The following is a 14,390-nucleotide window of genomic DNA, read 5'->3' as shown; positions in this document are numbered from 1 at the left end:
AGCGCGATGCCCTTCCGAAGGCTCGAACCGAACGCGCGGTGTGCCAAAACCTGGATTTTGCCGCACATAGCACTTTAAAGACGTGCACGCCCGCGGTGCGTCGACCCTTAGCGGAAATCCTCTTCGTCGGCGTGCTCCCAGCCGAACAGCGCGTCGCCCACGAGGCGGAACGAAAAGGGCAGCGGCGGCTGCACGTCGCCGTTGTCGATGCGCTCCGCGACGCCTTCGAGCTCCTCCAGGAGGTCGAAGAACGACAGCTCGTCGAGCGAAGGCATCCCTTTCGCCACCTCTTCCGGCGAGATCAGCAGGATCTGCAGCACGATGTCGAGATAGCCGTCGAGGCGAGCGTTGTCATCCAGCAGCGCCTCCACGTTGTCGCGCCCGAAGAACGACTTCTCGATGCAGTACCAGCCCACGGCCTCGGGCGCATCCTCGTCGTCCAGGTAGTTGCTGAGGATGATGCCGTTGTCCTCGAGGTCGTTCACGGTGAAGCACGACACGAGCGTCTCGGGAGTCACGAGCGGTTCGTCGTTCTCGTCAAGATCGCTCATCACGTATACGAGCTCGGCTGCCAGCCCGTCTGCGCCCACGTCGAGCGCCAGCCCGTAGCAGTAGCCGGGATTGGCCTTGCGCGTGCCCCAGTAGAGCTCGCCGTGGTGTTCGAGAAGCGTTTTGACGGTAGCGGCCATAAGGATCCCCTTCGCGCGACGTGCTTGATCGGATCAGTCGAGTATAGAGCATCGTGGCGAGCGGTGGTACGATGGTCGGCGACTGAAAGGAAAACGACATGCCGATCATCCACCTCGAAGACCTTGACGACCCGCGGCTTGCCGCGTACTCGGGCATGACCGACGCGCAGTTGCGCGATTGCCCCGACAGCGCGAACGGCCTGTTCATCGGCGAGTCGCGCAAGGTGATCGAACGCGCGCTGGCCGCCGGGGTGCGGATGCGCTCGCTGTTCATGGAGGAGAAGTGGCTCGATCAGACGATGCCACTCGTCGATTCGCTGTTGGACGGCGATCCCGACTTTCCCGTGCTCGTGGCCACGCGCGAGCAGTTCCGCGCCCTGACCGGCTACGAGGTGACGCGCGGCGCGCTGGCCGCGTTCGAGCGCCCGCCCTTGCCCCGCGTGGAGGATCTGCTGGCGAGCGCGCGCCGAGTGGCTGTGTTGGAGGACGTGACGAACTACACGAACATCGGCGCCGTGTTCCGCTCGGCGGCGGCGCTGGGCATCGACGCGGTGCTGGTCACGCCGTCGTGCCACGACCCGCTGTACCGTCGCGCCGCGCGCGTGTCGATGGGGACGGTGTTCCAGGTGCCGTGGACGCGCATCGGAAGCGAGCGCGCCTGGGCGGCCGAGGGCGTGCCGCTTCTGCGCTCGCTGGGCTTCGCGACGGCCGCGCTCGCGCTGTCGGACGAGGCGATCTACCTGCACGACGAACGCCTGCGTGCCTGCGACAAGCTTGCGCTGGTGCTGGGCACCGAAGGCGACGGCCTCGCGCCCTCGACGATCGCGAACTGCGACTACACGGTGAAGATCCCCATGGACCACGAGGTCGACTCCTTGAACGTGGCCGCCGCCAGCGCCGTGGCTTTCTGGGAGCTCCGCACGAAGTGGCGCGATTGAGCGTCGTCTACTCCAAATCCAACCCGTCGATCACTTCCCGGAGCGCTTTCGCCGACTCGTGAAGCCTCGCCAGCTCGTCGGCCGACAGCGGGGCGGGCACCTGGTACTCGATGCCGTTCTTGCCGACCACGGCGGGCATGCTCAGCACCACGTCGTGCAAGCCGTGCACGCCGTGCTGGAAGTTCGACACGGGCAGGATGGGCTTCTCGTCGCGCACGATGGCCTCGCAGATGCGCTTCACCGACATGGCGATGCCGTAGTAGGTGGCTTTCTTCTTCGCGATGATCTCGTAGGCGCTGTTCTTCACGTCCTCGGCGATGCGCTGCATCGACTCGTCGTGCTCGAAATGGCCGCGCAGCTCGCAGAAGTCGTTCACGGGGATGCCCGAGATGTTCGCCGTGCTCCACACCGCGATCTCGCTGTCGCCGTGCTCGCCGATGATGCGCGCGTGTACGTTGCGCGGATCCACGCCGAGGTGCTCGCCCAGGATGTACTTGAAGCGCGCGGTGTCCAGCACCGTGCCCGATCCGATGACGCGGTTCTCGGGCATGCCCGACAGCTTCAGCGCCACGTGCGTGAGGATGTCCACCGGGTTCGACACCACCAGCAAAATGCCCTGGTAATCGCGCTGTGCGAGCTCGGGGATGATGGACTTGAAGATGCGCACGTTCTTATGCACGAGGTCCAGGCGCGTTTCGCCGGGTTGCTGGTTCGCGCCGGCCGTGACGATGATGATGGCCGCATCGGCCGCGTCGTCGTAGTCGCCCGCGTAGATGTTCATGGGGTCGGCGAAGGGCATGCCGTGCGCTATGTCGAGCGCTTCGCCCTCGGCGCGGTCGCGGTCGACGTCGATGAGCGCCATCTCGGTGAACAGCTCGCTCTGCATCAACGCGAACGCGGTTGCCGAACCCACGAACCCGCACCCTACGATGGCCACTTTCCGATCGTTGATAACGCGCTGCATACGCTTCCTTCCGTCGACATGTTCGAGTGAGAACCTACTGCATCCCGGCGAACCCGTCAAGGTCGTTCATCGATTGTCTGTACCGAAAAAAGGATAGGGCGGCTATACTGAGAGCGTGGCAGGCAAGCTGCACCGTCGTCGCCAAGGAGGGGCCATGGCCATCAATCGTCAGAAGCTCAAGCTGCTGTACCTCATGCGGATGCTCGAGGAGGAGACCGATGCCGAACGCGGCCTCACGATGGCGCAGATCATCGGGAAGCTGGAAGCGCTGGGCATCTCGGCCGAGCGCAAGTCCATCTACCGCGACATCGAGGCGCTGCGCGAGTTCGGCGTGGACGTGCGCACCTACCAGCGCGCGCCGGTGGAGTACGCCGTGGAGCACCGCGCGTTCGCGTTCGCCGAACTGCAGCTGCTGGTGGATGCGGTGCAGAGCTCCCGCTTCCTCACGCAGCGTAAAAGCGACGCGCTGGTGGAGGGCGTGAAGCAGCTGGCCTCGCGGCGGCAGCGCGCGCTGCTGGACAAGCGCGTGCACGTGGAAGGCCGCATCAAGATGCAGAACGAGTCGGTGTTCGGCAGCGTCGACCGCATCCAGGAGGCCATCGCGCTCAAGCGCCGGATCTCGTTCGTCTACTTCAAGTACGATGCGGCGAAGCGCAAGGCGCTGCAGCATAACGGCGAGCGCTACATCGAGACGCCCGTGCAGCTCGTGTACGCGGAAGGCTACTACTACCTGGTCGTGTTCAACGAGAAGCACGACGATTTCGCGAACTACCGCGTGGACCGCATGGACCGCATCGAGGTGCTGGACGAGCCCGCGATCAAAAACGAGCGCATCGCCACGTTCGACGCGCGCGAGCTGGAAAGCCGCGCGTTCGGCATGTACAGCGGCGAGCCGGTGGCGGCCACGCTGCTGGTGGACGAGGAGGTCATGGGCGCGGTCATCGACCGGTTCGGCAAGGACGTGGAGTCGGTGCCGACGGGGGAGAAGCAGGCGCGCGTGTACGCCACGGTGATGAAGAGCCCCGTGCTGTTCGGGTGGCTGGCTCAGTTCGGCGGCCGCGTCCGCATCGAGAAGCCGACCGCGCTGGCGCAGGAGTACCGCGCCTACCTTGAGGACATCGTCGCCGCGTACGAGTAGGGCGCCGCCGTTCCAGCGCCTCGGCTGTCCGCGCGCCTCACACCGCCTGCGGCATCGCCTCTTCATCGTGCTCGCAGGCGGGTCGGCCGCCGCCGACGACCAGTCGGCCTCCGTCGTCGAGGACGATCTCCAGTTCCACGAGCAACCCGTTCTCGTCGGTGCAGAACACAAGATCGCTCACCTGCCGTCCGATGGCGTACGAGCAGGGGCGTAGGCTCTTCCAGCGCAGTCCCGCTACGGGCGCGTCGGTTTCCAAGCTGCCGACGTGCAGCGCGATGTGCGGTGCCCGCATCACGAATGCGGCGAGGTCGCAGTCTTCGAATCGCAGGACGGTAGGCGCGCCGGGCAGGTAGGCGCGGGCGCGTTCGTCGAACAGGGTGAGCACGTCGGCCACGTACGATCCGACGGCGCACCGCGCCTGCCTTCGGTTGGCACGCGCGAGGCCGCGCGGGTCGTCGAACCATCGCTGGTACAGGTTCGCGAACGCCGTTGCCGCGTCGACGGGGGCGAAAAGGGACGTTTGGTCGGCTTGTCTTGCATGCATGGGACTCTCCTTTGCTCTCTTGTTGCGTATGGTACACGTTCGGCGGTTCAAGCCTGTCCTTTCTGTGGGACAGCTGCCGATCGTTCGGTCCGCATGACCCGTCTGCGCCGCTCTCTGCCCGTGTGCCTTCTCCGCGCCTTGCGCGCGCGGCCGCCGCAAGGCGCGTCGTTTGCGTTAGAATGACGCACGGGAAACACGTTGGAGACGCTCGTCGGTTTCGAGCCGATAATGGATGGAGAGCCAGTGGCCAAGCTATCGATTGCGCCGCGGTCGCGCGACGATGCGCGGATTGCCGCGCACCTGGACACCTTCGCGCGTCGTGTCGAGGCGACGCCGCCGGGCATGTGCCCGTTGGCCGTGCAGCTGACCATGCTGCAGACAAGCGGTGCGCAGACCTGCGGAAAGTGCGTTCCGTGTCGCGACGGCATCCCGCAGCTGGCGGCGATGCTCAAGCGCGTGGTGGACTGCGAGGCTGACGAGGGCGTACTGGAGGGCCTGCGCGCGCTGGCCGAGATGATCCGCGACGCGTCGGATTGCGCCATCGGCTACGAGGCCGCCCGCAGCGTGCTGGAGGGTCTCGATACGTTCGCCGACGAGTATGCGAGCCATTTGCGCGACCGTTCGTGCCAGGAGGGCGTCGGCCAAACGGTTCCTTGCGAGACGCTGTGCCCCGCGCACGTGGACGTGCCCGCCTACATCGCGCTCACGGCGGCGGGCGACTACGCCGGTGCCGTCAACATGGTGCGCAAGGATAACCCGTTTCCCACGGCTTGCGCGTTCGTGTGCGAGCATCCTTGCGAGACGCGGTGCCGCCGCACGCTTATCGATGCGCCCATCAACATCCGCGGGATCAAGAAGTTCGCGGTCGACCAGATGCCAGCCGACCAGGTGGCGCCCCCGCCGCGCAGCGTGGACACCGCGCGCACCGTCGCCGTCATCGGCGGCGGGCCCAGCGGGCTCACCTGCGCGTACTTCCTCGCCCTTATGGGGCATCGCGTGACGGTGTTCGAGGAACGCGCCCAGCTGGGCGGCATGCTGCGCTACGGCATCCCCGCGTATCGCTTTCCGCGCGAGCGCTTGGACGAGGATATCCGCGGCATCCTGAACGCGGGCACCATCACGGCGCGGTGCGGCGAGCGCATCGGCGCGCACGAGATGGCCGAGATCGCCGACACGTACCATGCGGTGTACGTGGCCGTCGGCGCGCAGACGGGCAAGTCGCTGCGCATCGACGGCGTGGATGCCGAAGGCGTCGTCTCGGCAGTGGATTTGCTGGGGGCCATCGGCGATGGCGACTATCCCGACTTCACGGGCAAGCGCGTGGTGGTGGTGGGCGGCGGCAACGTCGCCATGGACTGCGCGCGCACGTCGGTGCGCGCCGGGGCCGACGAGGTCTCGGTGGTGTACCGGCGCCGCAAGGACGACATGACGGCGCTGCCGGCTGAGGTGGAGAGCGCCATCGCCGAGGGCGTGGAGATGATCGTGCTGGAGGCGCCCGCCAGCATCGAGGTGGACGAGCGCGGACATTGCACGGCGCTCATCACGCAGCCGCAGATGATCGGTCCCGTGCGCGGCGGCCGTCCGGCGCCGATGGCGGCCGACAAGCCGACGCGCCGCATAGAAGCCGACATCATCCTCATCGCCGTGGGGCAGGATGTGGTGTCGGGCCCGTTCGAGGAGTTCGGCATGAGCACCACCTGGGGTTGCTTCAATGCCGACGATCATCTTGCGGCCGAAGGGTACGACCATGTGTTCGTGGGCGGCGACTGCCAGACCGGCCCCTCTACGGTGATCCGCGCCATCGGGGCGGGAAAGGTGGCTGCGCGCAACATCGACGAGTTCCTGGGTTACCATCACAAGCTGCCGTGTGACATCGAGGTGCCCGAACCGCTGCCGAACGACCGCACGCCCAAGGGGCGCGTGGAGATAACCGAGCGTCCCGCGCGCGAGCGGCGGCTCGATTTCGATGGCGTCGAGAACGGAATGAGCCGCGAAGAGGTCGTGCAGGAGTGCGGGCGCTGCCTGCGCTGCGATCGTTTCGGCTGCGGCGTTATGGAAGGAGGCAGGCACCAGTATGCCTAGCATCACGATAGACGGGATCGCCCTCGACGTTGCCGAAGGCTCCACCATCCTCGATGCCGCGCGCGCTGCCGGCATCCGCATCCCCACGCTGTGCTTCCTGAAAGAGCGCAGCGCCATCGCCTCGTGCCGCGTGTGCGTCGTGGACGTGGAAGGGCTCGACCAGCCGGTGCCCTCGTGCGCCACGCCCGTGCAAGACGGTATGAAGGTGACCACCTCCTCGCCGCGCATCGAGGCGTACCGCCGCATCGCGCTCGAGCTCATCATCGCCGATCACGGCCTCGATTCCACGAACTACTGCTTCTCGTGCGATAAGAACGGCGCCTGCGAGCTGCAGGCCGTCTGCCGTGAGTACGGCGTGCTGGAGTCTCCTTTCGAGGCAGCGCAGAAGCGCGAGCCCGTGCGCGACGAGAACCCGTTCCTCGCTTACGACCCGAACCTGTGCATACGCTGCCAGCGTTGCGTGGGCGCCTGCAACGACGCCGCGCGCAACCACACGCTGGGAACCGCGAAGCGCGGCGTTCGCACGCTGATCGAGGCGCCGTTCGGCGCGGACTGGCGCGCCACCGACTGCGAGTCGTGCGGCAACTGCGCGCAGGCGTGCCCCACCGGAGCGCTCACCGAGAAGCGCCGCGCGACGTACCGCTCGTGGGAGACCGAGCGCGTGCGCACCACGTGCCCGCACTGCGGCGTGGGCTGCCAGCTGGATTTGGTGGTGAAGGACGGCGTCGTCGTGGACGCCGAGGCCGCGCCGGGCCCGTCGAACCACGGGCTTCTGTGCGTGAAGGGGCGCTCGGCAAGCTTCGATTTCGTCGACGCGCCCGACCGCATACGAACGCCGCTCGTGAAGAACCGCGAGACGGGAGAGTTCGAGCCCGCCACCTGGGACGAAGCGCTCGACCTCGTGGCGAGGCGCTTCACGGAGCTCCGCGATGTCCACGGCGGCGAGTCGCTGGCGGCGTTCGCGTGCTCGCGCTCCACGAACGAGGACATCTACCTGTTCCAGAAGATGGCGCGCATCGTGCTCCAAACGAACAACGTGGACTGTTGCGCGCGTGTTTGACACGCCCCCACGGTCGCCGGTCTGGCGACCATGCTTGGTTCCGGCGCGATGACGAACTCCATCGAAGACGTCACGCGCAAGGCGGAGGTCATCATGCTCGTGGGGTCGAACCCCGAGGAGGCCCACCCCGTCATAGGCATGCAGATCCGCGCGGCGGTCGAACGCGGCTGCCGGCTCATCGCGGTCGACCCGCGCGACATCGGGCTGGCCGCGCATGCCGACATTCATTTGAAGCTGAGGCCGGGAACGAACGTCGCGTTCGCGAACGGCATTGTGAACTACCTGATTCAGCACGAGCTGTACGACGAGGACTTCGTGCGCGAGCGCACCGAGGGCTTCGAGATATTGGCCGCGACGGTGCGCGACTACACGCCCGAGCTGGTGGAGGACATCTGCGGCATCGACCGTCGCGACCTCGTGGCCGCGGCGAAGATGTACGCGGCAGCCGACGCGGCGGCCATCATGTACTGCCTCGGCGTGACGGAGCACTCCACGGGAACCGACGGCGTCATGGCGCTGTCGAACATCGCGATGATCTCCGGCAACCTGGGCAAGCCGGGCGGCGGCGTGAACCCGCTGCGCGGCCAGAACAACGTGCAGGGCGCCTGCGACATGGGCGCCGGTCCCGACGACCTGCCCGGCTACCAGAAGGTGGCTGATCCCGAGGTGGTGCGCCGCTTCGAGAAGGCGTGGGGCGCCGCGCTTCCGCGTGCGCGCGGCATCAAGGCCACCGAGTGCTTCCCGGCCATGATCGAGGGCGGCATCAAGGGGCTGTTCCTGTTCGGCGAGGATCCCGTGCGCACCGACCCCGATACGCATCACGTGATCCGCTCGCTCGAGGCGCTCGAGTTCTTCGTGGTGGACGACCTGTTCATGACCGAAACGGCCAAGTACGCCGACGTCATCCTGCCCGGGCGCAGCTACGCCGAGAAGGAGGGCACGTTCACGAACACCGAGCGGCGCGTCCAGCGCGTGCGCAAGGCCGTGGACGGGCCTGTGGGCGCGTGGCTCGACACCGACATCTTCACCGAGGTCATGAACCGCATGGGCTATGCGCAGCCTCGTCTGAGCGCGGCCGAGGTCATGGACGAGATCGTCTCGGTCACGCCCACGTACGGCGGCATGAGCCATGCGCGCCTCGACGGCGACGAGACGGCCGGCCGCGGCTTGCAGTGGCCGTGCCCAAGCGCCGAGCATCCCGGCACGCCCATCCTGCACATGGGCGAGTTCGCCCAGGGGCTGGGCGCGTTCTCCACACCCGACTACCAGCCGTCCGCCGAGCTGCCCGATGCGGAGTATCCGCTGGTCATGATGACGGGTCGCATCCTGTACCAGTACAACGCCTGTGCCATGACCGCTCGCACCGACGGCGTGAACGAGATAGCGAACCGCTCGTTCATCGAGCTGAACACGTGCGATGCCGAGGCTCTCGGCATCGCCGACGGGGACATCGTGCGCGTCTCATCGCGTCGCGGCTCCATCGAGTCCGTCGCGCATGTGTCCGAGAAGACGTCGCCGGGACATACGTGGATGCCGTTCCATTTCCAAGACGGCAACAGCAACTGGCTCACCATCGCCGCCCTCGACCGCGTGTCGAAGGCCCCCGAGTACAAGGTGTGCGCCGTGAAAGTGGAAAAGGCGTAAGAAAGCGATCGAAGATTCATCCTGGAACAACGAAGGACCCCTATCAGGGGTCCTTCGCATATAGAGTCAAAGTTGCCGCCTCCGCGGCGCCCCGAAAGGCAGGTAAGGGGAACCTATGAATTTGCGCAATGTCGAGTCGTACCAAATCGGTCTTGATATCGGAACCGGGTCGGTGGGATGGGCGGTGCTGGACGGCGAAGGAAATCTTTGCCGCTTCAAAGGCGAACCCACGTGGGGGAGCCGTGTCTTCCCGACGGCGAACACCACGCATCGGTCGGGTATGGTACAGTACGGGATGAAGACGAGGCACGCCCCGACCATCGAATCGGGACACGGCCTCGTTTTCGCGTTCATGGTTTTGGAGCAGTGACAAACTGGCTGGTAGTCAAACGGTGTTGCGGGCGGCGGGGATCGACGACTTGGAAGCGCGGAAGGCCGTCCGGTCGAAGCAGGCGCGGCTTCGCGATCTAGTGGCCGAGCACGGCGAAGTGCTGCACCGCGACCGTTGGCGGGAGGGCGTCTACGAGCGGGCGGTCAAGGAGGCCAAGGCGGTTGTGACTGGTGACCTGCTGTTGTAATATTCATTGCCAACATCATGATTGTCGAGGGGGAGCCATGCAGTACGCCAACATCAACGACGCTCAAGCGGCTATGACGTCGGATCAGTACGTCGGGCTAAACGCCGATGGGACGTACGGGTTGTTCGATAGGGCGCAGAACCCTCAGTGGGTGGGAGCGTGCCAATACGCGTACCAGGTGGCGGGCGTGCCGTTCCCGAACGGCTTGTACGGAGTCGGCATGACCGCGACCGCCACGGTCGAGCCTGCGGGGAAGCGCAAGCTGTTCGCGCTGCTGCTGTGGTTGTTCCTCGGAGTGTGGGGAGGGCACGACTTCTACGCCGGGAAGAAGTGGTTGGGCGTTGCCCATGTCCTGCTGTTCTTCGCGTGGCTCTGGATGCTGTTCTTCGGCGTGCTCATCCCGATCAACGGCTACGAGTTCTTCGCATTCTTGATACTGCTCGTCCTGTGCGCCATGACGTTCGTCGAGCTTCTCGCGCTGCTGATATCGTCCAAGTACGGAGAATGCTCCCGCTGGTAGTTCTATGATTTGGAGGGGCCTCGCTGTGTAGAGGCTCTTCTATTGCCTCGAGTATCCGATCATCCGCCCCCCCCCCTCATGGTGGGCGTTTTCCTGATCTAACCCGCGATGCCGTTCCTGGCGATGGTCGCCGACAGAAGTAGCTCGTCCATTCCGAAGGTCGTCATCGCATCAGCTCCGCACACCAGCTATAGTATCCCCTTGCCGTCGCATCGATTCCGGTGTCTACCTGCGGGGCGTTCGAGCCACGCATCGGGGTTCCCGCGGCTCCGAACCTGCATCCATCGTCTTTTTCGACATGCATTCTCAGGTACGTGCAATAAAGACTTTCCGCGCTTGTGGACCCAGCTGGCAGGTAGGCCGCGCAATAGGTACAGCGCGGGCATCCGATCGTTTCGTTCAACGTCGCCTCCTTTTTTAATCGGCGTTCTGCGCCGCCCATCATATGTGACGCTCCCTGCACAATCGAACGTGCAAGGAGGCGAGAACATGAGCGAATCGCAAGAGCAAACGGCTGTGGTCGAGTATTGCGACATCAAGGCTTTGGAGCAGTGATAAACTGACTGGTAATTAGACAAACTTCACTAACGCCATGCTCCTGCTGCCCAAGGTCATCGATCGTGGTATCGTCTCGGTAACCTGCACAACGAACGAGGCGGTGTGCAGGAGGCGCATGGCAGTCGCGCTCCGCGGCGGCTATGGGTGGCATCAACGTTACTGGAATGGTCTCAGAGAAAAGCGCCGTCGATTGACGTTATCAGCGTGCTGTAGAAGGCGGCGTTCAAGGAGGTTGCATGTTCTACACTTACGAAGGATCTATAATTCGCGAGAGCGAGGGCGGCTACACCGTGGCCGTCCCCTCCTTCGAGTGCATGGTCGCAGGCGGGACGAGCGTCAAGGAGGCGTGCGAGAACGCCGCCGGTTGTTTGCAGCTCCTCATCGCGGACATGCTTGACAACGACGAGCCGCTGCCGGAGGCGACCTTCGGCGAGGCCCCGCAGTTGGTGCTGTGCGTGGAGGTGGGCGACGGTTTCATTCGCGAGAGCTTGTGCATGACGCTCGCGGAGGCGGCGGAAGAGCTAGGCGTGTCCCCAGGCCGTGTTGATCAGCTTCTGGATTCAGGGCAGCTCGTCGCGGCATATCCGACTGGCAAGCGCATGGTCACTATTTCAAGCGTCAACGAATGCAAGCGAAGCGCATCGCGCCTTGACAACCTGTGCAGGTCGGTGTCGGATAACAGCTAAGACGGGGACCTTTTGCTTGCTGATGCGGTGTAGTCCCGGCGGGTCGGTTCTGCCTTTGCCGCAAAGCCAAGCGCAAGCCGACCTGGGCGATGCTTCTAAGCAGCAGGAGCCTGGACGCGCGCTGCGGTCCAGACTTCGGGCAGGATGTAAGAGGCTCATTGCCAAGTGACGCGACCTTGTGAAAAGCGTATTCATGTACCCATCCACGCCCTTTATCGGATCGACCATCAAAAAGTATGGAAGCGACCACCCGATGGAGAAGTGCTTCGATGCTCATTGCGATGCGTTCGATAGCGCTCCTGAAGAACTTAAGAATGAAATCAAATTGCCGAGATCCATCAAGACTGCCGTAGCTGCTTGGAAGCTGCCACGTGCTCTAAAGTTTGGAACACGGTGACGAATGGGCTGGTGGTCAAGCACGTACAACGGCGACAGGCTTGCCGCAGCTGCGAGCCGGGGCCTCCTGCTCGGAATGTACAACTATCCATGCGCGTCGATGTGGATAAAGACTATGACTGAATCGTGTCGTCCGAGGCGACGATGAGAGGGCGGACTGAAAGGGCGGGGTATCATGGAGAAATCTGCAAGCATCTATATCGACATTGACGGATCCGACAACATTCCTCCGTACGACCAATCGCCAGCTGAACGGTTCGCAGGAATGACGAGGGAGGAGATCGACGCTATGATCGAGGAGGAGGAAGCGTTGATCGCCCGCAGTGGCGGAAAGTGGCCGGCAGTTAAAAACGCGTAGGTTCTCCTCGAAGAGTCCAGTGGGGTTTTGGAGTAGCGGCAAATTGGCCGATTGCTGCCGAGTCGATGCGGCATGGGCTCGCTGGATCCTCGTCAGCACTGCTCGCCATGATAGCGTTGTGGGCGTTGGATCTGCTGGTAGCGTCCCGAAAGTTGGTGTATCAATCCGTTTCTGGAGGGCGGGCGAAGCCTGCCCGAGAAAAACGGACATCGTCTAGAATCGTCAATCACCACAAAAGACAGATTCGAAGGAAGGCGATGCCCGCTATGGACACTCTACTATTCAACGACCCCGAAGTGAAGGGGCTCGCGTTCGCGATCCTCGAGGAATGCACCGACCTGCAGGCCTTCGGGCGCAGGATGCTCGAGCTCCTGGCGAACGCCGCGATGTCGGCGAAGGCCGACGAGGCGTGCAACGCCCCCTACGGGGAGCGCGACGAGGGGCGCGTCAACTCGCGCAACGGCTACCGGGAGCGGGGGCTCTCGACCGCCGCGGGCGACGTCACCCTCAAGATTCCGAAGCTGCGCCGAGGCTCGTTCTTCCCCGAGGACCTGATCGAGCGCTACTGCAGGGTGGACCGGGCGCTCGTCGCGGCGGTGGCCGAGATGTACGTCATGGGGATATCGACGCGCAAGGTGGAGGCCGTCGCGGGCGAGCTCGGCGTGAGGTCGATGTCGAAGTCGCAGGTGTCGCGCCTGTGCGAGTGCCTGGACGCCGAGGTGGACGCGTTCAGGAGGCAGCGCTTCGACGGGGTGCGCTTCGCCTACCTGTGGCTCGACGCCACCTACGTGAAGTGCCGCGTGGAGGGGCGCTCGGCGTCCCAGGCCGTCGTGACCGCGATCGGGCTCGACGACACGGGCCACAAGCGCTTCGTCGGCGTGGACTGCGTGGACACGGAGAGCCACGCCGGGTGGAAGGCGTTCCTCTCCGGCCTGAGGGCGCGCGGCGTCGACGGCGTGCGCCTCGTCGTCTCGGACGCCCACGAAGGGCTCGCGAAGGCGATAGCCGAGACGTTCCAAGGAGCGGCCTGGCAGCGCTGCGTCACGCACCTCATGCGCAACGTGGCGGGCCGCATCCACAGGAAGGACGACCAGAGAAAGGCGCGCGAGGCCATGAAGGCCGTCTTCGCGCAGAAGAGCCCCGTCCTCGTGCGGGCGTGCTACCAAGAGGCGACCGAGGAGGTGCTGAAGATCTCGAGGGCGGCCGGAAACGTGCTCTTGGAGGCCGAGGAGGCGGCGCTCGCCTACCTGGCGTTCCCGGCCACGCACCGCACCAAGATCCGCACCAACAACGTCCAGGAGAGGGCCAACCGCGAGATCAAGCGCAGGACGCGCGTCGTGCAGGGGTTCCCCTCGCGCGAGTCGCTCATCCGCCTGGTGGGAGCGGCGCTCATCGAGGCCGACGAGGAGTGGTCGGCGCGCTGCGTCATCTCCAGGCCCTCGCTCGCGCACGCCTGGAAGGCCCAGGAGCGCGAGGCCCCCGGCGAGGCCGAGGTGCTCGCCGCCCGCGAGGCGGCGCGCAAGATCATAGGGAGCGCCATTGACCCGAAGGAGGACGAAGGCTAAGATTCACCTCGCAAGGGTGCCGGCGATTCTCCGGCGATGGCCCTGATACACCACGATTCGGGACGCGGCCGCCGTTGTCGCGCTGGAAGCTCATTTCCGGAGGACCACTCAGCGGGCAATCCTGTCAGAAGCGTATTAACGCATCGAAATCGCGTCCAATTACCTGGGAAGATGGGGAATACATAAAGGCCGCGGGTTCAGATGTGCCACAGAAAACTTTATAAGTCTAGGTCAAATCGATGTTCGTTTGTTGGCGAGTGTACAGGTCGGTGAAATGGCTCAGTTTTTTTTAGGCGGGGTTTATCGTTGCTGACTGTTTCTACGAAATAGTCAGATCATCAGGCATTATGATTCCCCGATGCCGTTAAATGGTCATGTCTCGCTTGTCTACGGGATATCCGTCGATTCCCAAAGCATCCGAAAATCAACCTACAGCACCGGTGAAGAAGGCGTGGAAAAAGAAATATTGTCGCAATTTCTTTTACCTTCGGTTACATTGTGCTATCATATCCGTCGCTGCTTGAAGCAGTACATCGGGTTGTGGCTCAGCTTGGTAGAGCGCTGCGTTCGGGACGCAGAGGCCGCAGGTTCAAATCCTGTCAACCCGACCAGAAATTGCAGGTCAGCCCTTCGCGGCTGACCTTTTTAATATGAGCAGAACATTGTCAAG

General features: G+C 64.3%; 13 protein-coding genes and 1 tRNA gene. 11 read left to right on the top strand and 3 right to left on the bottom strand.

Annotated features, from left to right (window positions below):
• Positions 1 to 107: 107 nt before the first annotated feature.
• Positions 108 to 689, bottom strand: coding sequence for a hypothetical protein (locus tag ELEN_RS11335; RefSeq protein ID WP_015761033.1), 582 nt, complete (start codon positions 687 to 689; stop codon positions 108 to 110).
• A 98-nt stretch (positions 690 to 787) separates the two neighbouring features.
• On the opposite strand from ELEN_RS11335, the gene ELEN_RS11330 reads away from it, so the two are divergent.
• Positions 788 to 1,627: a TrmH family RNA methyltransferase gene (locus ELEN_RS11330; protein ID WP_015761032.1), complete on the top strand. Its 840-nt coding sequence runs from the start codon at positions 788 to 790 to the stop codon at positions 1,625 to 1,627.
• A 7-nt stretch (positions 1,628 to 1,634) separates the two neighbouring features.
• Here the strand turns inward: ELEN_RS11330 and ELEN_RS11325 are convergent, their stop codons facing one another.
• The gene (locus ELEN_RS11325) at positions 1,635 to 2,591 is read right to left on the bottom strand and encodes an L-lactate dehydrogenase (protein WP_015761031.1); all 957 of its coding nucleotides are present in this window, start codon (positions 2,589 to 2,591) and stop codon (positions 1,635 to 1,637) included.
• 154 nt (positions 2,592 to 2,745) lie between these two features.
• Between ELEN_RS11325 and ELEN_RS11320 the strand changes: the two genes are divergently transcribed.
• Positions 2,746 to 3,729 carry a helix-turn-helix transcriptional regulator gene (locus ELEN_RS11320; RefSeq protein WP_015761030.1) on the top strand — a complete coding sequence of 328 codons (984 nt, stop codon included), beginning with the start codon at positions 2,746 to 2,748 and terminating at the stop codon, positions 3,727 to 3,729.
• Positions 3,730 to 3,766: 37 nt separating this feature from the next.
• Here the strand turns inward: ELEN_RS11320 and ELEN_RS11315 are convergent, their stop codons facing one another.
• On the bottom strand, positions 3,767 to 4,273 hold the full coding sequence (locus ELEN_RS11315) for a hypothetical protein (protein ID WP_015761029.1): 507 nt from the start codon (positions 4,271 to 4,273) through the stop codon (positions 3,767 to 3,769).
• Between the two features lie 228 nt (positions 4,274 to 4,501).
• Between ELEN_RS11315 and ELEN_RS11310 the strand changes: the two genes are divergently transcribed.
• The 9 genes from ELEN_RS11310 (at position 4,502) to ELEN_RS11270 (ending at position 14,331) form a co-directional block, all read left to right on the top strand.
• Positions 4,502 to 6,355, top strand: a complete 1,854-nt coding sequence (locus ELEN_RS11310; protein ID WP_015761028.1) for an NAD(P)-binding protein — start codon at positions 4,502 to 4,504, stop codon at positions 6,353 to 6,355.
• On the top strand, positions 6,348 to 9,059 hold the full coding sequence (gene fdhF, locus ELEN_RS11305) for a formate dehydrogenase subunit alpha (protein WP_015761027.1): 2,712 nt from the start codon (positions 6,348 to 6,350) through the stop codon (positions 9,057 to 9,059). Before ELEN_RS11310 ends, fdhF begins: the two co-directional genes overlap by 8 nt.
• Before the next feature lie 115 nt (positions 9,060 to 9,174).
• The gene (locus ELEN_RS11300; RefSeq protein WP_015761026.1) at positions 9,175 to 9,429 is read left to right on the top strand and encodes a hypothetical protein; all 255 of its coding nucleotides are present in this window, start codon (positions 9,175 to 9,177) and stop codon (positions 9,427 to 9,429) included.
• A gap of 49 nt (positions 9,430 to 9,478) precedes the next feature.
• Entirely contained in the window at positions 9,479 to 9,637 is a 159-nt protein-coding gene (locus ELEN_RS16330) for a hypothetical protein (protein ID WP_156115181.1), read from the top strand.
• Between the two features lie 37 nt (positions 9,638 to 9,674).
• Positions 9,675 to 10,157: an NINE protein gene (locus ELEN_RS16435; protein ID WP_015761025.1), complete on the top strand. Its 483-nt coding sequence runs from the start codon at positions 9,675 to 9,677 to the stop codon at positions 10,155 to 10,157.
• Positions 10,158 to 10,951: 794 nt separating this feature from the next.
• Positions 10,952 to 11,401, top strand: coding sequence for a type II toxin-antitoxin system HicB family antitoxin (locus tag ELEN_RS11285; protein WP_015761024.1), 450 nt, complete (start codon positions 10,952 to 10,954; stop codon positions 11,399 to 11,401).
• A 571-nt stretch (positions 11,402 to 11,972) separates the two neighbouring features.
• Entirely contained in the window at positions 11,973 to 12,155 is a 183-nt protein-coding gene (locus ELEN_RS11280) for a hypothetical protein (RefSeq protein WP_015761023.1), read from the top strand.
• Positions 12,156 to 12,421: 266 nt separating this feature from the next.
• Positions 12,422 to 13,720 carry an IS256 family transposase gene (locus tag ELEN_RS11275; RefSeq protein WP_227101377.1) on the top strand — a complete coding sequence of 433 codons (1,299 nt, stop codon included), beginning with the start codon at positions 12,422 to 12,424 and terminating at the stop codon, positions 13,718 to 13,720.
• A 534-nt stretch (positions 13,721 to 14,254) separates the two neighbouring features.
• Positions 14,255 to 14,331 (top strand) — tRNA-Pro (locus ELEN_RS11270).
• The last annotated feature ends 59 nt before the right edge of the window (positions 14,332 to 14,390 follow it).

Origin of the sequence: Eggerthella lenta DSM 2243 (assembly GCF_000024265.1) — a bacterium.
Lineage (GTDB): Bacteria > Actinomycetota > Coriobacteriia > Coriobacteriales > Eggerthellaceae > Eggerthella > Eggerthella lenta.
Note: the sequence above shows the minus strand (reverse complement) of the source record. Positions and strands in the feature narration are given on the sequence as shown.